Raw genomic sequence first — 19,661 nt, forward strand, 5'->3', positions numbered from 1 at the left:
ATCTGTGGCACTATGAGTAAGAGAGGGCCTAGGGAGCGCTACGTTTATGTGTTAGACCACCTTAGGGAAGGAAATCCGCTGGATAAGCACAAGTGGCATAAGAACAAGCCCCTGGTACAGGTCATAGGTGAGGATTACTTCATTCTAATGGAGGCTTTCCCGTTAACTGAACAGATTCAGATAGAGGAGAGGATAGATAGGGATCAGGAACCCCCCGTACTCAAGGTCGATGTCCTCATTGATTACGAGGACCTTACCTCGCTTGCCAAGGATAATCTGGGAAAGATCCTGGAGAAGATAGTTACGGCAAAGGAGAGTCAATTTGTCAACTTCTTCAATAAGGCCGAGCCTCTAACCCTGAAACTTCATGCCCTTGAGCTTCTCCCAGACATAGGGAAGAAGACTCTGAGAACAATCCTGGAGGAGCGAAAACGCCTCCCCTTCTCCAGCTTTGCAGACATAGAGACGAGGGTGGGAATTAAGAACGTGAAGGAGATACTCGTGAAGAGGTTGCTCATAGAGATTAAGAGGGAGGACAAGTATTTCCTTTTCGTGTATCCAGGTGAGTCCGAAAGGGGGATTGAGGGAGAGAGGAAGCCTCAGGAGCAGAAATATATAGGCTACTTAGAAAGATTAAAGCAGGGATGAATTATTCACAGAATTTTCTGGTAGATCAAGAAATAATTTCTCGTATTGTGGGTTATGCTTCTGAATTGAGGCCCCTCATAGAGATAGGATGTGGGAAGGGGAATCTCTCCAGGTTTCTAAACCCCGACGTCTGTATTGAGCTGGATTCTCGCCTACTTCCCTTTCTTTCCCAGTATAACCCTGTTCAGGGAGACGCTAGAAAGCTTCCAGTGTCCAGGGGACAGATAGTTTCCTCGCTTCCATACTCCATAACCTCAGATTTTTTCGTCGAAGTTTCAAGGCTGGACTCATTCCCTAGGCTTCTCCTTGTTCTACAGGAGGATTTCGTGAATAAGATACTGGATTACCCGACCTTTCTATCCTTTCTCCTGAATTATTATTACAGGATTAGCGAGCTCATGGTGATCCCGCCCAAGGCATTTAGGCCCGTACCCAAGGTTTTCTCATCCTTGGTTCTCCTCGAAAGGAGGAGGAATTACAACGAGATAGTGACTGAGATAATAAAATGTTTGAGCAGTTATAGAAACAAGACCTTGAAAAATGCCTCGCAACTGTGCGGTTTAAGCTCAACTGAAACTAGAAGGGTGAGGGACTTCAAGCCATGGATGGTTACAGAGTTATTGGGTTCGGTGGGTATAAGCTCTGCGTGAATGAGGAGGTTTATGAGCCAGCGGAGGACTCTGAGATTCTAGCCTCTATTCTGGACGTAAAACCGGGAGAAAAAGTGATAGATGTGGGCTCAGGAAGCGGGATATTGGGGATAGTTGCAGGCAGGATGGGAGCCTCTGTCATCTCAATAGACGTGAACCCCTACGCCACAGAGGCGACCCTATGTTCCTCGAAGTTAAATCACGTGAATATTGAGGTGATAAATTGCGATTCGGTTACGTGTTTGAGGGGGTTCAGGGTTGATGCCTTGATATTCAATCCGCCCTATCTACCCGTGGAGGAGACATCTAGCTGGATAGGATATAGCTGGTCCGGGGGAAAGGGAGGGACTGAGGTCCTCATAAGGGTAATGAGCGAAGTCAACGCAAGGAGTTACTATTTTGTGTACTCTAGCTTCACAGATGAGGAGGAGATAGACAGGTTCCTCAAGTCTCGTGGTTTAGAAATAAATAAAGTCAAAGAAAGGGTAATCGGGTTTGAGGTTCTCAAGGCGGTGAAGGTAGTTGCTAAGGGTTATACTGGTGGAGCCTGAAGGGGAATATAACGTAGGATTTGTAGCGAGATTATGTAAGAACTTTGAAGTCGATCAACTATACATAGTTAATCCCAGGTGTGACCTCAACAAGGCCTTGGAGTTCTCGGCAAAGGGAAGAGATTTCATGGAGAAGGTAGTAGTTACCTCAACCCTGGAGGAGGCGCTGCGTGACTTGGATCTAAAGATATCCACATCTAGTATTGCCGATTCTAAGGGAGATATGTTACGAAAGTCCATGCCTCCCTGGGAGATCGTCAAATTGATGGAAAATAGGAAGACAGGTTTAGTGTTTGGCAGGGAGAGCGTGGGCTTAACGAGGGAGGAGATATTAATGACAGATATCATGGTTCACATCCCAGCCAATAGAAGCTACCCAGTCCTCAATCTGTCTCATGCTGTTGGAATAGTTCTCTATGAGATCTGGAAGTCCACCCATCTGCGTGGAGGCGAGACCGGTCCTGCTCCTTCCCAGGAGACATTGAGCCTAGTTGATAAGTACGTGAAGACCCTTTACGACGCGATCAAGAGGTCTAACGGAGATGAAGCAATGTATATTGCAACCAAGAGGTCACTACTGCGGGGCATTAGGGACGAGGAAGAGGGGAGAGCAGTGGTTAGGTTCCTTAGAAAGGTCTACATGAGAATGATCCATAGCAATGAATGAGTTTTTATACTCTTTACTAAAGATGTTTGTTCAATGTCAGCTAGATCAGGTGCCAAGGGTAGTGCTGGTGCACTTAAAGATAAGTGGAAGATGAAGAAATGGTTCTCAATATATTCACCTAAGGTATTTGGAGAAGTATCCTTGGGTTCTACCCCAGCCTTTGACGTATCACAGACCATGGGCAGGAAAGTGGAGACTACGCTTTACGACCTGACAGGAGACTTCAGCACGGTATACGTTCACCTTTACTTTAAGGTTGTGAGGAATGAGGGAGAAAGGCTTTTCACTGAATTTGCTGGTCACGAACTCTCAAGGGATTATGTGAGGTCTTTGGTAAGGAGAAAGAGTTCCAAGATTAACAAGGTGGTAGACATAACCACTAAGGATGGCTTCACACTTAGGGTTAAGACTTTGGCCTTAACGGCCTACAGGGTTCACAGGGAACAGGCTACTACCATTAGGAAGATCATGGAGGATGTGGTTAAGAAGACGGCAGAGGGTAAGACCTTCGATGAATTCGTTCAGGAAATGATATTCGGGAATTTAGCAAATAATATATTCAATGAGGCAAAGAAAATAGCTCCTCTTAGGAAGGCCGAGATAGAGAAGTCCAAGGTTCTCTTTGCACCCCTTATTAAGGAGGGTAAGCAAACCGTTGAAAGTAGTGCTCCTGGCAGCGGGTAAAGGAGAAAGACTGGAACCCATTACCCATACCAGGCCTAAGCCCTTTGTTCCCGTTCTCGGCGAAACCCTTATTGAGAGGAATTTAAGGATTGTCAAGGATATTGTGAAAGATCCTGATATTTTTGTAGTAATCCCTGAGGAGTATCCTCGCGAGTATGAGAATTTCTTTTCGCGATTGCAGGGAGTAAGGCTCGTGAAACAGGGCGAAAGAAAGGGAACGGGAGGCGCTCTTCAGTATATTCCTAAATTCTCCGATGACGAGGTTGTCATTTTTTACGGTGACGTATACACCACTAGGAACTCCGTGGAGAGGTTGATATCTGAGCCAGGTAATGCCATGCTTGGTATTGAAGTTCCCAATCCCAGCGAATACGGATCTCTTCAAATTGATGGGGAAGGGAACCTTCGAGGAATCGTGGAGAAAAGTCCTAACCCACCCTCTAAGGTGATTAATGGAGGAATCTATAAGCTGTCATCGTCAATCTTAGATTTGGTGGACTCCCTGGAGATCTCTCCCAGGGGAGAGTATGAGTTTACTGACGCTCTTACGGCCTTCGCCAAGACACATAAGGTAAAGGTGGTTAAGAGCAATGATTTCTGGAGGGATGTGGGAAAGCCCTGGGATGTCATTGACATAAATAAGGCTGAACTGGACTCAATTCCAGGTAGAATAGAAGGGGAATTGGAGGAAAATGTTAAGATAGTAGGAAAAGTGATCATTGAAGAGGGAGCTAAGGTCCTATCTGGTACAAGGATAGAGGGACCTGTATTCATAGGTAAGAACTGTGTAGTGGGACCTAATGCCTATCTAAGGCCCTACACCCTTCTCACTGGTAACGTGAAGATAGGGTCATTCGTGGAGATTAAGGAATCGGTAGTAATGGAGGGGACAAAGATTCCTCACCTGAGTTACGTTGGGGATAGCGTGATCTCAGAGGACGTTAATTTTGGGGCCGGTACATTAGTGGCGAACTTAAGGTTTGATGAGAAGGAGGTCTTCATGAATATTAAGGGAAAGAGACAGGGAACTGGCAGGAAAAAGATGGGAACTGTAGTGGGGGGACATGTAAGAACAGGGATAAACGTGTCCATTCTGCCTGGAATAAAGATCGGGGCTTACGCCATGATTTATCCAGGAGCAGTGGTAAACAGGGACGTGAACAGGGGAGAATTCTATAAGGGGTAGGATACTACAAGAACTTTCTATAGTTACATGTACGTGATGGCAGGAATATAATGGACCCTGGGGAGTTAAGGGTTCCAGCTATGCCTTAGCCAATGTGGACACTATCTTTATCACATCTCCATCTCTGAGTTCGTAGTCCTCTCCTACCCTAACCCTTTTCTTAGCCTCTATGGCGTATAGGAACCCCTTTCCCAAATCCGTGTGAATGAGAAAAGCCAGATCCCTCGGCGTTGAACCTTTCTCCACAAGGAACACGTCTGGTAGAACATCTCCATCCTTGTTAGTATATTTCCTTTCATCCTCTACAGGATAAACGTGGATCATGTTTAGTGCCCCAAAGACAGCCTCGTTTATGGCCTGTTGTACGCCAGTGCTCCCGTACACATCAAGAACGTTGGTCTTGATGTAGTTTAGAGCTTTCATCCTCTTTTCTTCAAGATTTCCTATTATCTTGAAATGTCCATCACCGGGAATATATTCAATAATTCCAGCTTTGGCTGCCCTCCTGAGCGCAAGCTCGGACTCAGCGCTAACTGGAACTACGTGGGGATACTTCTCCTTAAGTTTGGAGATATTGTGCCTCGAGACCGGTATATCGGCTTTGTTAGCCGCAATAACAATGGGCTTTGATATTCTACGCAAGGTTGAGCTGAACTGCCTGAGTCCTTCATCTCCCCATTGGATCAACTTAACGTTTTCTAAACCACTGGCCTTCAGTGCCATAACCACATGTTTCCTGTTCACGGATAACCCAGATACCTTACTGAGAAGGGACTCCACTACGTCCTTACTGCTGAGGTCTGTTGTCCTAGCGAATTTATCCCAATCCTTTTTTATAACCGAGAAGAACCATTCATCAATTTCGCTTTCCACGAATTTGATGTCCTCTTCAGGATCCCTAGATCCAGGGCTTACCATTACGCCCTCTTCGTTTGTGGAACCGCTTGCATCCACAACATGGATTAATACGTCAGCCTTTCTGAGATCGTCAAGAAATTTATTCCCCAGTCCTCTCCCCTCATGAGCTCCTGGAATTAATCCAGCAACGTCCACTAGCTTGACCGGGATGAATCTGTAGTCTCCTATACAGATGGAATTCTTTGGTTGACACTTGACTCCTAACTCGGTGTGGACGCATTTCTTCCTGACGTAAGCTACACCTACATTTGGCTCTATTGTTACGAACGGTCTGTTAGCTATCTCCACTTCCAGCATTGTTGCGGCGGAAAAGAACGTGCTCTTGCCAACATTAGTTTTGCCAATGAGACCTATGGTTATCATGTATATTCTGTGATATAGGTACCGTTCAGTTTTTTAAGTAGTTGATAGCTAGCACTATAGGAGAGATGATATGGTAGCGTCAGCGTATTCTTTCATGGCAAGTACCTGGGCCAGTGAGGAATGGAAAAAAACAGTTATTAGGCAAAGGCTAGTAGAGTGGAGGAATCAGAACACTGTTACCAGAATTGAGAAACCAACCAGGCTGGACAGGGCTAGAGCACTGGGATACAAGGCCAAACAGGGGATTATTGTTGCGAGAGTTAAGGTGGAAAAGGGAGGAATGGATAAGCAGAGACCCAACAGTGGTAGGAGACCCAAAAGAATGGGTGTCTATGGTTTCTCCCCTGCCAAGAGTTTACAGTTCATTGCTGAGGAGAAAGCAGCGAGGAAGTTCCCTGGTCTAGAAGTTCTAGGAAGTTATTATGTAGCCGAGGACGGGAAGTACAAGTATTATGAGGTAATACTAGTAGATCCGCATAACCCAGTCATTATGTCAGATCCTCAATTTAACTGGCTGAAGAATCCGGCGAATAGGGGAAGGGTATTCAGGGGTCTAACCTCAGCTGGTAGGAGAACTCGCGGGCTTCTCAAGTCCCGTGGCCTAAAGGGAACAATCCACTACAAGATAGCTAGAAAGAAGAAGGAGAGAGAACAGAAGAAGAGGCATGAGGCAAGCAAGTACTATAGACTAGCTAAATACGACAGGATACCAGGCAAGTAGGGGACATGCGAGTTAACAGAATAACCGCTTCTGTATTTTTATATTCTACTGAAGATGAAAATAAGGTTCTTAGCGCCTTGCTTTCCCTTCTTGATGATCAGAAGGGAACCTCCATTACCAGGTATGATGCCACCGGTCATTACGGCGACTCAATCGTAACCTTCAAGGTTGAGCTTGAGGGTAAGATTGCTGGGGAAGTTACCCAGAGGTTACTTTCTAAGCTAGATAAGGGTGACATCATATTCTTATTGTCGACGATACAGAGCAGATCCGAGGGTAACAGAATATACCTAAGAATAGATAAGCAGGCCCTGATATCTCAGGGAAGAGTTTTACTAAAAGATGGTGATGATGTAATAAAAATAGTCATAAGCTTAAAAGATAACATAAAACAATTTATGGAGGAATTGAAGAGACTTGCTAGTGGAAACTTGTATACAAGATCCTAAACTAATTGAGATATCTAGTCGGCTGGGATTTCAGGGATACATTGTTGAGTCAAGAAAACTGGATGAGGCGAGGTGGCAAGGAGTTAAGAAGAGATTGACCTTGGTGGGCGACTCACAGGTGAGCCCTAACACACCTATCGTGTTTTCCAAGCCCTTATCTAGGGCTCAATTGGTCAAAGTCCTGAATGACATCAAGATTCATGGGATAAGTTTAGACAACGATAATTTCTATTTACTGAAAAAGAATCTCTTAAATTTGGCAAAGAGTAAAGGAAAATACATTGAAATAAGGTTGAACAGCTCATCATCTAGTGTTATCCGCAGGGCTATAGAATGGGGATATAAGGGCGCAAAAGTGATATTTTCGTCCTGCGCCTCTAGAAAATCGGAGTTATGGGCTCCCTTAAGCTTGGTAAACTACCTGGCATTTCATGGGGCGGACATGAAGGATGTAATAACGTGGGTCTATACATATCCCTTGGAGTTGTTTAAACTTGTATCAGACAATTCTTGATGTAATATTTGTAATATGGCTATTGGTTATTACTATCCTGCTCCTGACAAGGAAAAACGTGATAATCGTCAAGAGTAAACGTAAGGTTGGTAGGAACAAGAGGAGATACATTGTTTTTAGAGTTGTGGGACAAGGCGAGCTATCTCCTAGGGCTCTGGAAACATCAGTTAGGGAGGCCGTTAAGGAACTTGTGGGAAGAATGTGGTTAGAAATCTCTGATCCTCATGTAATTTTTTATAACCCATCAAATATGAGCGGTATAATATCCACAAATAGGCTAGGCTATAGGGCCGTTTTAGCATCAATGCCTCTTGTTAAGTCTGTTAGTGGAACGGAGGTTCTCCTAGTTCCCTTTAAAACAACCGGAAGTTTAAAAAAGGCCAAGAGTCTCATACGAAGTGGATGATGACGCCGCTCCAGACTGTATGATGATGTTCCCTGCGACGATCTGATTATGACACTTTTATTAGCCTCTAGGCTTCGTATAAATTGATCATATATGGCTTTTGGACCAGCCGCAATGGGTTATGATAGGGCAATAACAATATTTTCGCCCGACGGCTCCTTATACCAAGTAGATTACGCCTTTGAGGCAGTGAAGAAAGGATGGACTACTTTGGGCGTTAAAACCAAGAACGCAGTGGTCATCCTAGGAGAGAAGAAGAAAGCTTCCCAGCTACTTGATGTGGACAGCATAGAGAAGGTCTTCCTATTGGATGATCATGTTGGATGTAGTTTTGCAGGTCTAGCGTCAGATGGAAGGATACTTATCGACTACGCCAGGAATTCCTCTCTTCAACACAGGCTAGTTTACGACGAACCCATCAGTATAGATTACCTTACCAAATTAATATCAGACGTGAAGCAGATGTATACTCAGCACGGTGGAGTTAGACCGTTCGGCGTTGCACTAATAGTGGGCGGAGTAGACAGGGGCGTTACTAAGTTATTTATGACTGAGCCCAGTGGGCAGTTCATGCCCTATCAGGCAGTGGCCATAGGACAGGGAGGGTATAATGCAACAGATTATCTGGAGAAGAACTACAAGGAAGATTTAAGCGTAGAGGAGACCATCCTGTTAGCACTGAATGCCTTGAAGGTAACTCTAAAGCCTGGAGAGAAACTGGGCCCTGGAAACGTCGAAATAGGATTCGCGACCAAGGAAGGACAGTTCAGGAAAATGACTCTCGAGGAAAGGGCGAACTATCTGCAGAAAATTTAAGGTGATAAAAATATATGGGCCCGAAGGATTACGTCATAGTCAAATATGAGAGTCACGGAGAAAGGTTTGAAATTCTTGTCAAACCTAAGGAAGCTATGGAAATAAGGGAGGGCAAGAGCGTATCTCTTTCGGACGCAGTAGTCTCGGATACTATTTACAAGGATGTTAAGAAGGGGTTAAAGGCCTCCCCATCTTCTCTAAAGAAGGTTTTTGGAACCACAGATTTTGAAACAATCTCAAGGGAAATAATACTCAAGGGAGAGATCCCAATTACGGCCGAGCAAAGAAAAGAGATGCTTGAGGCCAAGAGGAAGCAAATAATTGATTTTATTCATAGAAACGCTGTGGATCCTAAGACCAATCTTCCCATACCTCCAGCTAGGTTGGAAATGGCCTTGGAACAAGCTAGGGTACAGATAGATATAAATAAGGAGGTTGAGGCCCAGGCTCTACAAATCATCCATGAATTAACAAGGATAATACCCATCAAGATAGCCAGAGCTCTCCTAGAGGTTAAGGTTCCCCAAAGGTACTCTGGAAAAGCGAAGCAGCAGCTTAGCTCCCTGGGGAGCGTTAAGAAAACAGTGTGGCTTGATGATGGTACTCTAGTGGCTGAGATAGAAATACCAGCTGGAGCTCAACAAGATGTAATAGATAAGTTAAATTCTATAACTAAAGGTGAAGTAGAAGTTAGAGTACTTCAAGTGAAGTGAAATGTCCACAGAAAACAAGATATATCTACAGGATAGGACCGTGGTAGTCCCTGGAGATCTAATAGCTGAGGGAAATTTTCAAATACCATGGTCTCCTTACGTAATTAAGCAGGGAAACAAGTACTACGCTTCGGTTATTGGAGTAGTTGAGGTTAAGGATTCTATCTTTGAAGTGATTCCTCTGGAAGGCTCCCACTATTATCCCAGAATAGGGGATACTGTGATAGCGTTGGTCGAGGATGTAGAACTGTATGGTTGGACTACTGACATCAAAGCTCCCTACTCTGCTTACCTACCAGCATCGTCTCTTTTAGGAAGGCCAGCCAATGTCGGTGAAGATCTAAGGCGTTATATAGATGTGGGGGATTACGTGATTGCGAAGGTTGAGAGCTTTGATAGAACTAGCGATCCTGTTCTATCAGTGAAGGGAAAGGGACTAGGGAGAGTTTCATCTGGTACGGTTATTGATATCCTTCCAGTCAAGGTTCCTAGGGTTGTGGGAAAGGGAAAGAGCATGTTGGAGACTTTGAGCACAGAGACCGGATGCGATATCCTTGTGGCTCAGAATGGGAGGGTACTAGCCAACTGTCCATCAAAGGAAAAGGAAAATGTTCTAATAATGGCCATCAGGACCATTGAGCGTGAGTCCCACACCAAAGGATTGACTGATAGAATTAAAAAACTAATAAAAGAATCACTAGGTGATAACAGTGTTACAAGTTCAGAAGCCCAAACTAATACTTGATGATGGAAGAAGACTTGACGGAAGGAGACCAGATGAGCTAAGACCAATGAAAATGGAGATAGGAGTACTGAAGAATGCCGACGGCTCGTCTTTGGTGGAGGTAGGAAATACTAAAATTATTGCAGCCGTTTACGGTCCTAGGGAAATGCACCCAAGGCATTTGGCCCTTCCAAACAGGGCAACGCTGAGGGTGAGATATCATATGACCCCTTTTTCTACTGACGAGAGAAAAAGCCCCGTACCTAGCAGAAGAGAGATTGAGCTCTCTAAGGTAATAAGGGAAGCATTGGAATCTTCTATACTTGTGGAGCAGTTTCCAAGGTCGTCCATTGATGTATTCATGGAAGTTATTCAAGCAGATGCTGGAACTAGGTTAGCCTCTCTCATGGCTGCTTCACTGGCTGTGGTGGATGCAGGAATTCCAGTGAAGGACGTGATTGCAGCAGTGGCCGTGGGTAAGGCAGACGGTGTAGTTGTACTGGATCTTAACGAGCCCGAGGACATGTGGGGTGAGGCAGATATGCCTGTAGCTATGTTACCGTCGTTAGGACAAATAACCCTTATTCAGCTCAATGGTAACATGACTCAGCAAGAGTTTAAGCAGGGATTGGAGTTGGCATACAAAGGTATTAGCACTATTTATAACTTGGAAAAGGAGGTACTACGAAACAAATTCGCCGAAATTCACGAGGAGGGATCCTAACATGTCTATGACACCAACAAACGAGAATGTAATCCCACTAATAAAGAAGGAAAGCATAATTGCTCTACTGGAAAGAGGTACTAGAAGTGACGGAAGGAAATTCACAGATTACAGGCCTTTATCTATTACTTTGGGATATGCGAAGAAGGCTGATGGATCTGCCCTAGTGAAGCTGGGAGATACAACCGTTCTAGCAGGAGTCAAGGTAGAGGAAGACGAACCATATCCAGACACGCCCAATCAAGGAAACCTTGTGGTTAACGCTGAGCTACTTCCCTTAGCCTATGAAACCTTTGAGCCTGGCCCCCCTGATGAGAATGCTATAGAACTATCTAGGGTGGTAGATAGGAGCCTTAGGGATTCAAAGGCAGTTGATCTATCAGGGCTGGTCATAGAGCCCGGCAAGAAAGTGTGGACTGTATGGGTTGACATTTCAGTTTTGGATTACGGAGGAAACGTGTTGGACGCTTGCACCATTGCGGCCGTAGCTGCACTTTACGACGCTAAGTTACCCAAGGTAGTGAGAGAAAACGATAACATAATCATACAAAAAGAGGAGAAGGTCACTCCACTCCCAATTAAGTACCCTGTTGTTACCGTTTCCGTGGCAAAGATAGGAAAGTTTCTCGTGGTGGATCCAGACCTAGAAGAAGAGGGTATAATGGACGCTAAAATATCATTTTCCTACATACCCAGCGGCAATATCGTTGGTATACAGAAGTCAGGTGAAGGGAGTTTCAGCCAGCAAGAGGTGGAAGTGGCGGAGGGAATGGCATCTGCTACTAGTCAGAAGTTATTAGAAGAGCTTAAAAGTCTCATAGGAATTGGAAAAGGTGAGTCGTAATGCCATCCAAGAAGAGCTCAAGGATAGCTGGTAGATTTGGTGCAAGATATGGTTCCTCTCTAAGGAAGAAGTGGAGCGAGATAATGGAGAAGAGGTACGCTGATCACACTTGTCCCGTCTGCAAGACCACAGGTAAGGTTTACAGGATTGCGTCTGGAGTTTGGAGTTGTAAGAAGTGTGGTAGCAAGTGGGCTGGTCAGGCCTATACACCGAGTTAGAATCGTGATTACTAGCTCTAGGGATACATCCAGTAGAACAAGGAGTTTTTTAAATTATTTAGAGTACATTTTTCCTTATTCAGTGAAGGTAAATAGGGGAAAAAGGAGTATTGATGAGGTTTTTAAGATAGCGAGTCTATTGGGTGGAGAGTTACTCCTATTAGTTAATGTTTTAAAGGGCAATCCTAGTTCCCTGGAGGTTTATGATGTGATTACCAGAGAAAAATTGTACAATTTCTCGATAAAGGGCCTGAGGCTCAGAAGCGATTATGAGAAGTTTTCGTTATATAATTCCAGACGTAGATTATGCATTAAACATGCTGAGTTCGGGTGTAGCAAGGTGATTTCTCTCCTCATAGATCTCGGGGCCACAAGGGCATCAGACTGCACGGTCCACGCTGAGATAAAGTTTAACGAATACTGTACAGTAAGGTTTTCGAATTCTCAGGACAAGGAGATTCTCCTTCTGGGGTTAGCAGAATGATAACGATTGATATTTCACTAAAGCCGTTTAATTCGGGGCTTAGAAATTTAATAAAGAATTCTCTTATCATTGAAGATATTGACAAGGAATTCGTTTCCATCGTAGATGATTCCATTCTTATAAAATGTGATAGTGTTTCTAGGTGCAGAGCTATAATGAATTCTTATATATTCTGGATCTACAGTGTGTTGAGTACTCTAAATGAGGTAGAACAAGATGGCAGAAAGAATTCCTCCTGAACTCCAAACCCAGCTTCTAAAATTACAACAATTACAAAGCCAGTTAGAGAGGCTGACCTATGAGAAGAGTGTTATTGAGGGCGAGTTAAGAGAGGTCAATGAGGTTTTGAAGGAACTAGCTAATATACCGCAGGACTCGCCTGTCTACAAGATTGTGGGCAACCTCCTAATTAAACAGGACAGAAATAACGTTCAAAACGAGCTTAACGAAAGGAAAGAATTACTTGAACTTAAGAGCAGGACATATCAAAAACAAGAAGGACTTCTCAGGAAACAGTTTGAGGATCTACAGAAAAAGGTCAATGAGTTAATTCAGAAGTACTATCCGCAGGGCGCACCAGGAGCTTCTCCTCCAAAGGCTTAATATTTTTAGTTTAGCAACCAGAAGAATATTGTTATGCTGAGAATTTACGCCGATACTAGGGAGAAGCAATCTGGAATTCCTGACCTTTTACGCGATCTGGGTGCTTTAGTCTTCTTACAGCAGTTATCTGTTGGGGACTATATAGTAGCTGACGGGGTTGCAGTGGAAAGGAAAAATGTTTTTGACTTGATGAATTCTGTTTTTGACAAGAGATTTTTCGACCAACTGGAAAGGCTCAGGGAAGTCTACTCAAAGGTATTCATTCTTGTGGAGGGGAATTTGGAGGGAGCCAAGACAATTACAACTAAGTGGAAGATTTTCAACTCTGCCCTCATTACTGCCACTGTGGATTATGATGTTGGCGTCCTTTATTCTCTAGATAAGAGGGAATCTGCAGAAGTGTTGGTTACCCTGGCAAGAAGGTACCAGGAGAGGGGTGTAGAGAGAAAGCCTATTTCCCTTCATGACAAACCTAAGTTTGAAAGTTTAGATGAGATGCAGCTCTACCTCGTTCAATCTCTGCCCAACGTGGGAGGAAAGATAGCCCTAAGGTTGTTAACAGAATTTTCCACAGTAAGAAATATATGTAATTCTAGTATAGCAGACCTTGAGAGAGTAATGAAGAGCAGGAAAAAAGCGGAACTTCTGTATAAGATATTCAATACGAAGTTCTCTAGTAATTCAGATAAGAAGTCTGCGTCGCTGACAGATTTTGTAGAGGAATAAAGATTTTTGACTGTTTAATCAAGAATCTTCGTAACCCGGTAAATGGATCGTATTAAGGACCAGGCAGGAACTAGTCTGCTAAAAGCCGATGATAACTTTCCTATAATCACACTTTAATACCTCTGCTTATAGTACTACATGTTTACGATACTAGGTGAGATATCTTGCCCAAATATAAGACATCAGAACAAGTTTTGAGCCTAATGAAGGATAGGACAAGGGTAAGGAATATTGGTATCATTGCACACGTTGATCACGGTAAGACAACCACCAGCGACCAACTATTGGCTGCCTCAGGTATAATTTCACCTAAGGTAGCTGGAGAGGCATTAGCCCTGGACTATCTATCCGTAGAACAACAAAGGGGTATAACTGTTAAGGCAGCTAACGTAAGCTTGTACCACGAAGTTGAGGGTAAAGGTTACGTCATTAACCTGATTGATACTCCTGGACACGTTGATTTCAGCGGAAGGGTAACTAGAAGCCTCAGGGTGTTAGACGGATCCATCGTAGTGGTAGATTCTGTGGAAGGAGTAATGACACAAACTGAGACTGTGTTGAGGCAAAGCCTAGAGGAAAGGGTAAGGCCAATTCTGTTCGTTAATAAGGTGGACAGGCTGGTTAAGGAGTTGAAGTTAGGTCCTCAAGAAATGATGCAGAAGTTAATGGATATCATTAAGGAAGTAAACAATCTCATTAACATATATGCTGAGCCTGAACTAAAGGAGAAATGGGCCATTAATCCAACCTTGGGCAATGTGGTGTTTGGTTCGGCAAAGGACAGGTGGGGCTTTAGTATACCAATGGCTCAGAAAAAGGGCATCAACATGAAACATGTGATTGATGCCTATTCAACTACCGACAAGACAAAGATTAATGAATTAGCGTCTCAAGTACCCATAAACGAGGCACTTCTGGACGCAGTGATTAAGTTTGTACCAAATCCTGTGGACGCTCAGAAGTATAGAATTCCCAAGATATGGAAAGGCGACCTGGATAATGAGCTGGCAAAGTCCATGCTTAACGCGGATCCAAATGGTCCCGTCGTGATGATGATCACAGACATGAAGGTTGATCCACATGCAGGTCTGGTGGCGACAGGTAGGGTATTTTCCGGTACCATTAGGCCCGGTAGTGAGGTTTGGTTAGTCAATGCCAAGGCACCTCAGAAGGTCCTACAGGTCAGCATTTACATGGGTCAGTTTAGGGAGCTAGCAGATGAAATACCAGCAGGAAATATTGCTGCAGTGCTGGGCTTGGAAAGGGCCAGATCCGGTGAGACTCTCATAGACATTAGATATAAAGATCTTCAGGGAAGCTTTGAGAAGCTTCATTACGTCTCAGAGCCCGTGGTAACCATAGCAGTGGAGCCCAAGAATCCAAAGGACTTAACAAAAATGATTGATGCGCTAAGGAAGCTAAGTATTGAGGATCCTAACCTAGTGGTCAAGATTAATGAGGAGACCGGAGAGTATCTCCTCTCTGGAATGGGATTCCTACACGTTGAGGTCTCGTTACAGTTGCTAAAGGATAATTATGGCGTTGATGTAGTTACTACTCCACCAATCGTGGTGTATAGGGAGAGTGTAAGGAATAAGAGTCAGGTGTTTGAGGGTAAATCTCCCAACAAGCATAACAAGTTCTACATCAGTGTTGAACCGCTTAATGATAAGACGATTGAACTGATCTCTAACGGTACCATCAAGGAGGACATGGATTCTAAGGAGATGGCCAAGATTCTCAGGGATCAAGCAGACTGGGATTACGACGAGGCTAAGAAAATAATCGCTATTGATGAAAACGTTAATGTACTCATAGATGCCACGAGCGGTGTCCAGCATTTAAGGGAGATAATGGATACAATGCTCCAAGGTTATAGGTTGGCAATGAGAGAAGGGCCTTTAGCTCATGAACCTATCAGGGGAGTAAAGGTTATACTTCACGACGCTACCATACATGAAGATCCTGCACATAGGGGACCTGCCCAAATCTATCCGGCAGTGAGGAATGCCATATTTGCTGCAATGCTCATGTCTAAGCCAACACTCCTAGAGCCACTTCAGAAGCTTGATATAAGGGTTCCGATGGAATTTGTGGGTAACGTAACAGCGGTTCTAAGCAGAAAGAGGGGCAAAGTGCTTAATATGACTCAATCTGGAAGCGTCGCTAGGATACTTGCAGAGATCCCTGTGTCAGAGTCCTACGAGCTAGCCAGTGATCTAAGAGGCTCCACCGGCGGTAGAGCGTTCTGGGGAACCGAGTTCAGTAAATGGGCTCCAGTTCCAGATAGCATCCTTACTGATGTGATTCTGAAGATTAGAGAAAGAAAGGGTCTCCCCAAGGAACTGCCCAAGGTTGAGGACTTCCTGTCGTGAATCGAAATGGAAGAATTCAACCTTTTTGCTGGCTCCAAGGCAATCCTATTTGATTACGATAATACGCTAGTTAACTCTAAACCTGTTTTCAGGAAGGCTATTCAAGCCGTTTCCTCGGATATTTACAATTTTCTAAAGGATAATGCACAAACACTTGTCTCTCCTGAGCTATTGGAGCAGAAGCTTCTCTACATCTCTGAGAAGCTCGACTCAGAGGGAGTTTATGATAGGAACGCCTGGTGGGTAGAGGTTCTGAAAGAGATTGGGATAAATGAGGTTGAGAAGGATCAGCTATTCGAATGGACTAGCCTCTACTGGTCAATCGCAGGAGAGACTCTTCCCTTCGAAGATGCGATGGATATTCTAACCTATCTCAAGCAGAAGGGGTATAAACTAGGCCTTGTTACCAATAGTGATGGTGAGGGTGGAGATAAGAAGTCTAGAATATCAAAGTTTCCCTATATTGATAAATTTGATATAATGATAATAGGTGGTGAAAATAATGTTAAGCCTAAACCCAGTATCCAGCCCTTCATTCTTGCCTGTGAGGAGCTAAAGGCTAAGGGAAACGAGTGCGTAATGGTTGGAGATGATCCAGTTAAAGATTGCTTAGCTGCCAAGAAGGCCGGACTTAAGAGCATACTTGTAGATCGGGATAGGTCCGTAAAATATCCTGAATTGTATGCTGATTTTGTAGTGTCAAGTTTAAAGGAGTTAGAGGAGTTCCTGTAAATCTTCGTGTAACCTGTAAATGTAAGAGTTTGTGATTTCCCTATCTAATCCTGATCTATAGCTTGCGAGAAACCCATTTCTCGTTACCTCTATTCCTAGCGCTGGATTGTCCTCTGCGAACATGAACCTGTGTTTGAAGGATTTCCTTACAGCCACCAACTTATGAAAAAGTGCATATTCAATCCTTCCCGGCAACCCCATGTACCTTCCTAGGTATCTGACAAGGTATTTAGCCTCTCTTGGTTTTCCGCTGAGGTTGGTGAGTAGGGATTTCACCTCAGGGGGTAACAGGGAATACTCGTCAAGGAGATCATTTATTAGATCCTCTAGAGAGAATTTGAAATTAGAAGAGAGAGCCTTCAGAGTCTTTATTACATCAGTTTGATCTGTGGAAGTATCTCCTATTCCCAGGGTCACAGATGGTATCCCATTCCTCAATAACTCGAAAGACGCTGACATTGGGGAAATCAGATCACCCTTCATGTCTTGATATCTCATTCCAGGTGACAGCTCTAAAGCTAGGTTATCTCTAACCTCTATTGCCAGATCCCTGTCTGTAAATTTCTTACTAAGTTGCCTAGCCATGTATCCCCAATAAAGTGATGAAAATCCAGGTGCTCCAGACTCCATTCCAGATATACAAAGGTATTCCCATTGGTTACTAGGGTCATTTAGCTCTCGGAAAATTTTCGCTGACACTACCCAGCTTTTACTTTTGCTAAGCCATGTATCGTGATTGGAGACCAGAAGGAGTTTTTTGGACCTTTCTCTTCCATTTTTTATCGCATGGATAGCGTAAGCGTCTACGATCCTTGCCTTGGTTTCGAGATTTATCTCCACCAGATTCCCTTTCTTAGGATTTGCACCTTTTATCGATATCAGACCCAGTGGGGGTTCCGAGGCTCCAGACTGTAGGTAAGGAGGCGAAATCGAGACAGTCTCGACTTGTGTTAATAGTAAGGCTTCACAACCAAACCTCTTGGCCAGAATAATGTCGTAATAAACATCGAACCTCGAGTTACCCCTATTTACAAGTACTGTGTCTTTCCTACAGTCTTCAGGATTCTCCACTACGTGTCCTCTGATATACGAGGTAGGCGAGTATGGTAGTGCCTGATGTTCTACCCTTTCACCGTTTATGGTTACCAGAGAATGGTTAACCTCCCACGTTAATATCCTCTCCCTGTAGACCTTAATTTCATCGCTGACGTCTTCTAAGATTTCTCTTAGTCTCCCTATCCTTCTTCCCTCGTTTATATCGCCTGCTAACCCATGATCAATGCTCATTATTCTAACCTTGTTAACTTAATCGATAGTCTACATGTACAAAATAAATCAAGTTTTTCCGCACCCCGGAATTTATGAGGTACTATTGGGTACCACTGGAGTCTCTGACAACATCTCCCCTGTGGGCTTGAGATACTTCAAGGAGTATAGGTTGAGGCTATACGAGGGATCTATTACCTCTAGAAATATCTCCGTGCATCCTTATTGCTCCATCCTCATAACTCAGGACCCAACTCTCTTTTATCAAGGACTAAAGGGCGGTTTAAGGCCTACCTCCTTTATGTACGGTTTACCCGTGATAGACGTCTCATGCGTATTCATTGCAAAGTGCAATCTCGAGACTCTGGGAAACCCCAGCGAGTACACGTTAAATTTTCTAGAATTTAAGGGAGAGTGCAGGGAAAAATCCTTTTCTAGAGGAGATGGGTTATTCGTGGATCTCCTTGTCCATTTGACAAGGTTGGATATCCTACCCCAAGAGAGGGAAAAGTTGCTTGAAATAATGAGCTATGAGATAGGCGTGATTAAAAGAACTAGTCCGTACCTGGAGGGATACCTCCGAGAGATCTTGGAGACGCTGAGGTCAAAAGGATATAAGCTTGATTAGGTATGCCAACCCATGTTTAGGGTTTCGGTAATTCCGGGCGATGGAGTAGGACCAGAAATATTTTTTGCAAGTAAGAAAATCTTAGCGAAACTTGTGGAAACGTACTCTCTCGGAATAGAGTTTATTGAGGTGGAGGCTGGGGATTCGGCTCAAGCCAAGTACGGGGAGGCATTGCCAAAGAATACTCTCAAGGTAATAGAATCGTCTGACATGATACTTAAGGGCCCAGTAGGCGAGTCAGCCATGGACGTAGTGGTAAAGTTAAGGCAGATGTATGATATGTACGCCAATCTGAGGCCTGCTAAATCACTTCCAGGAGTTCCCAACAAATACGGAAACGTGGATATCCTAATAGTTAGGGAGAACACTGAGGATCTCTATAAGGGGTTCGAGCATGAAATCTCAGAAGGAGTCGCTGTTGGACTTAAGGTGATATCAGCTATGGCTTCCACCAGGATAGCCAACGTTGCGCTGGATTATGCAAAGAGGAGAAGAAACAAGGTTACCTGCGTTCACAAGGCTAACGTGATGAGGATAACAGATGGGTTGTTTGCAAGGTCCTGTCGTTCCGTGCTAAAGGGGAAAGTAGAATATAACGAGATGTACGTAGATGCGGCAGCGGCTAATCTAGTGAAGGACCCAAACATGTTTGACGTCATTATCACCACGAACATGTACGGAGATATACTGAGCGACGAGGCTTCACAAATAGCTGGAAGCTTAGGCTTAGCTCCCTCGGCAAACATTGGGGAAAGGAAGTCGCTATTTGAACCCGTTCATGGAGCTGCCTTCGACATAGCTGGGAAGGGAATTGTGAACCCAACAGCTTTTCTGCTCTCCGTGAGTATGATGCTGGAACGCATGTATCAACTAAGTAAGGATCAGAGATATTTACAGGCCTCACAATCACTTACTAACTCGATTTACAAGGTTTATAGCGAGGGTAAAAATCTCACGCCCGATGTGGGTGGAAGCTCCAAGTTAAGTGACATAATTGACGCGATATATTCGAAGCTAACATAGTGTTTTTAAATTCATACAATGAAAACCC

25 protein-coding genes are annotated in these 19,661 nt (G+C 44.1%); 23 read left to right on the forward strand and 2 right to left on the reverse strand.

Features of this window, described 5'->3' with window-relative positions; all coding sequences use genetic code 11:
• Positions 1 to 12: 12 nt before the first annotated feature.
• From MSED_RS00340 to spn, 6 genes are read left to right on the forward strand one after another with little or no spacing between them, the layout of a single operon-like run.
• Positions 13 to 648 (forward strand): DUF655 domain-containing protein, encoded by a 636-nt coding sequence (locus tag MSED_RS00340; RefSeq protein WP_011921209.1) that lies wholly within the window; start codon positions 13 to 15, stop codon positions 646 to 648.
• Positions 645 to 1,298 (forward strand): 16S ribosomal RNA methyltransferase A, encoded by a 654-nt coding sequence (locus MSED_RS00345; RefSeq protein WP_011921210.1) that lies wholly within the window; start codon positions 645 to 647, stop codon positions 1,296 to 1,298. The genes MSED_RS00340 and MSED_RS00345 overlap by 4 nt, the downstream gene beginning before the upstream one ends.
• Entirely contained in the window at positions 1,250 to 1,849 is a 600-nt protein-coding gene (locus MSED_RS00350) for a HemK2/MTQ2 family protein methyltransferase (protein ID WP_011921211.1), read from the forward strand. The genes MSED_RS00345 and MSED_RS00350 overlap by 49 nt, the downstream gene beginning before the upstream one ends.
• Positions 1,821 to 2,516, forward strand: coding sequence for a tRNA (cytidine-2'-O-)-methyltransferase TrmJ (gene trmJ / locus MSED_RS00355; protein WP_011921212.1), 696 nt, complete (start codon positions 1,821 to 1,823; stop codon positions 2,514 to 2,516). Before MSED_RS00350 ends, trmJ begins: the two co-directional genes overlap by 29 nt.
• Before the next feature lie 33 nt (positions 2,517 to 2,549).
• Positions 2,550 to 3,200, forward strand: coding sequence for a 30S ribosomal protein S3ae (locus tag MSED_RS00360; protein ID WP_011921213.1), 651 nt, complete (start codon positions 2,550 to 2,552; stop codon positions 3,198 to 3,200).
• Positions 3,172 to 4,386 carry a bifunctional sugar-1-phosphate nucleotidylyltransferase/acetyltransferase gene (spn, locus tag MSED_RS00365; RefSeq protein WP_011921214.1) on the forward strand — a complete coding sequence of 405 codons (1,215 nt, stop codon included), beginning with the start codon at positions 3,172 to 3,174 and terminating at the stop codon, positions 4,384 to 4,386. The genes MSED_RS00360 and spn overlap by 29 nt, the downstream gene beginning before the upstream one ends.
• A 78-nt stretch (positions 4,387 to 4,464) precedes the next feature.
• Here spn and MSED_RS00370 read toward each other — a convergent pair whose 3' ends face one another.
• Entirely contained in the window at positions 4,465 to 5,667 is a 1,203-nt protein-coding gene (locus tag MSED_RS00370) for a redox-regulated ATPase YchF (RefSeq protein ID WP_011921215.1), read from the reverse strand.
• Positions 5,668 to 5,737: 70 nt separating this feature from the next.
• Between MSED_RS00370 and MSED_RS00375 the strand changes: the two genes are divergently transcribed.
• The 15 genes from MSED_RS00375 to MSED_RS00445 all read left to right on the forward strand — a co-directional run bounded on the left by MSED_RS00375 (position 5,738) and on the right by MSED_RS00445 (position 16,716).
• Entirely contained in the window at positions 5,738 to 6,388 is a 651-nt protein-coding gene (locus MSED_RS00375; protein ID WP_011921216.1) for a 50S ribosomal protein L15e, read from the forward strand.
• A gap of 5 nt (positions 6,389 to 6,393) precedes the next feature.
• Positions 6,394 to 6,837, forward strand: coding sequence for an RNA-binding protein (locus MSED_RS00380; RefSeq protein WP_011921217.1), 444 nt, complete (start codon positions 6,394 to 6,396; stop codon positions 6,835 to 6,837).
• Entirely contained in the window at positions 6,812 to 7,351 is a 540-nt protein-coding gene (locus MSED_RS00385; RefSeq protein WP_011921218.1) for a hypothetical protein, read from the forward strand. Before MSED_RS00380 ends, MSED_RS00385 begins: the two co-directional genes overlap by 26 nt.
• Positions 7,332 to 7,757, forward strand: a complete 426-nt coding sequence (locus tag MSED_RS00390; RefSeq protein ID WP_011921219.1) for an Rpp14/Pop5 family protein — start codon at positions 7,332 to 7,334, stop codon at positions 7,755 to 7,757. The genes MSED_RS00385 and MSED_RS00390 overlap by 20 nt, the downstream gene beginning before the upstream one ends.
• A gap of 93 nt (positions 7,758 to 7,850) precedes the next feature.
• Entirely contained in the window at positions 7,851 to 8,573 is a 723-nt protein-coding gene (psmA, locus tag MSED_RS00395) for an archaeal proteasome endopeptidase complex subunit alpha (RefSeq protein WP_011921220.1), read from the forward strand.
• Positions 8,574 to 8,587: 14 nt separating this feature from the next.
• Entirely contained in the window at positions 8,588 to 9,286 is a 699-nt protein-coding gene (locus tag MSED_RS00400; RefSeq protein WP_011921221.1) for a ribosome assembly factor SBDS, read from the forward strand.
• A 1-nt stretch (position 9,287) separates the two neighbouring features.
• A complete protein-coding gene (rrp4, locus tag MSED_RS00405; RefSeq protein ID WP_011921222.1) occupies positions 9,288 to 10,031 on the forward strand; it encodes an exosome complex RNA-binding protein Rrp4 in 744 nt (247 codons plus the stop codon).
• On the forward strand, positions 9,997 to 10,734 hold the full coding sequence (gene rrp41 / locus MSED_RS00410; RefSeq protein ID WP_011921223.1) for an exosome complex exonuclease Rrp41: 738 nt from the start codon (positions 9,997 to 9,999) through the stop codon (positions 10,732 to 10,734). Before rrp4 ends, rrp41 begins: the two co-directional genes overlap by 35 nt.
• Position 10,735: 1 nt before the next feature.
• A complete protein-coding gene (gene rrp42 / locus MSED_RS00415) occupies positions 10,736 to 11,578 on the forward strand; it encodes an exosome complex protein Rrp42 (RefSeq protein ID WP_011921224.1) in 843 nt (280 codons plus the stop codon).
• Positions 11,578 to 11,796: a 50S ribosomal protein L37ae gene (locus MSED_RS00420; RefSeq protein WP_011921225.1), complete on the forward strand. Its 219-nt coding sequence runs from the start codon at positions 11,578 to 11,580 to the stop codon at positions 11,794 to 11,796. Before rrp42 ends, MSED_RS00420 begins: the two co-directional genes overlap by 1 nt.
• 82 nt (positions 11,797 to 11,878) lie before the next feature.
• Positions 11,879 to 12,280 carry a hypothetical protein gene (locus MSED_RS00425; RefSeq protein WP_048059936.1) on the forward strand — a complete coding sequence of 134 codons (402 nt, stop codon included), beginning with the start codon at positions 11,879 to 11,881 and terminating at the stop codon, positions 12,278 to 12,280.
• A 216-nt stretch (positions 12,281 to 12,496) separates the two neighbouring features.
• Positions 12,497 to 12,883 carry a prefoldin subunit beta gene (locus MSED_RS00430; RefSeq protein ID WP_011921228.1) on the forward strand — a complete coding sequence of 129 codons (387 nt, stop codon included), beginning with the start codon at positions 12,497 to 12,499 and terminating at the stop codon, positions 12,881 to 12,883.
• A 33-nt stretch (positions 12,884 to 12,916) separates the two neighbouring features.
• Positions 12,917 to 13,609: a 3'-flap repair endonuclease Xpf gene (gene xpf, locus MSED_RS00435; RefSeq protein ID WP_011921229.1), complete on the forward strand. Its 693-nt coding sequence runs from the start codon at positions 12,917 to 12,919 to the stop codon at positions 13,607 to 13,609.
• Between the two features lie 164 nt (positions 13,610 to 13,773).
• Positions 13,774 to 15,984: an elongation factor EF-2 gene (locus MSED_RS00440; protein ID WP_011921230.1), complete on the forward strand. Its 2,211-nt coding sequence runs from the start codon at positions 13,774 to 13,776 to the stop codon at positions 15,982 to 15,984.
• 6 nt (positions 15,985 to 15,990) lie between these two features.
• Positions 15,991 to 16,716: an HAD family hydrolase gene (locus tag MSED_RS00445; RefSeq protein WP_011921231.1), complete on the forward strand. Its 726-nt coding sequence runs from the start codon at positions 15,991 to 15,993 to the stop codon at positions 16,714 to 16,716.
• Here the strand turns inward: MSED_RS00445 and MSED_RS00450 are convergent.
• On the reverse strand, positions 16,699 to 18,003 hold the full coding sequence (locus MSED_RS00450; protein ID WP_011921232.1) for an aminopeptidase: 1,305 nt from the start codon (positions 18,001 to 18,003) through the stop codon (positions 16,699 to 16,701). The genes MSED_RS00445 and MSED_RS00450 overlap by 18 nt on opposite strands.
• A gap of 34 nt (positions 18,004 to 18,037) precedes the next feature.
• Between MSED_RS00450 and MSED_RS00455 the strand changes: the two genes are divergently transcribed.
• Both MSED_RS00455 and MSED_RS00460 read left to right on the forward strand, forming a co-directional pair.
• Positions 18,038 to 18,610: a DUF447 domain-containing protein gene (locus MSED_RS00455; RefSeq protein ID WP_011921233.1), complete on the forward strand. Its 573-nt coding sequence runs from the start codon at positions 18,038 to 18,040 to the stop codon at positions 18,608 to 18,610.
• Between the two features lie 12 nt (positions 18,611 to 18,622).
• Positions 18,623 to 19,633 (forward strand): isocitrate/isopropylmalate family dehydrogenase, encoded by a 1,011-nt coding sequence (locus tag MSED_RS00460; protein WP_011921234.1) that lies wholly within the window; start codon positions 18,623 to 18,625, stop codon positions 19,631 to 19,633.
• Positions 19,634 to 19,661 lie beyond the last annotated feature (28 nt).

The organism is Metallosphaera sedula DSM 5348 (assembly GCF_000016605.1).
Taxonomy (GTDB): Archaea; Thermoproteota; Thermoprotei_A; order Sulfolobales; family Sulfolobaceae; genus Metallosphaera; species Metallosphaera sedula.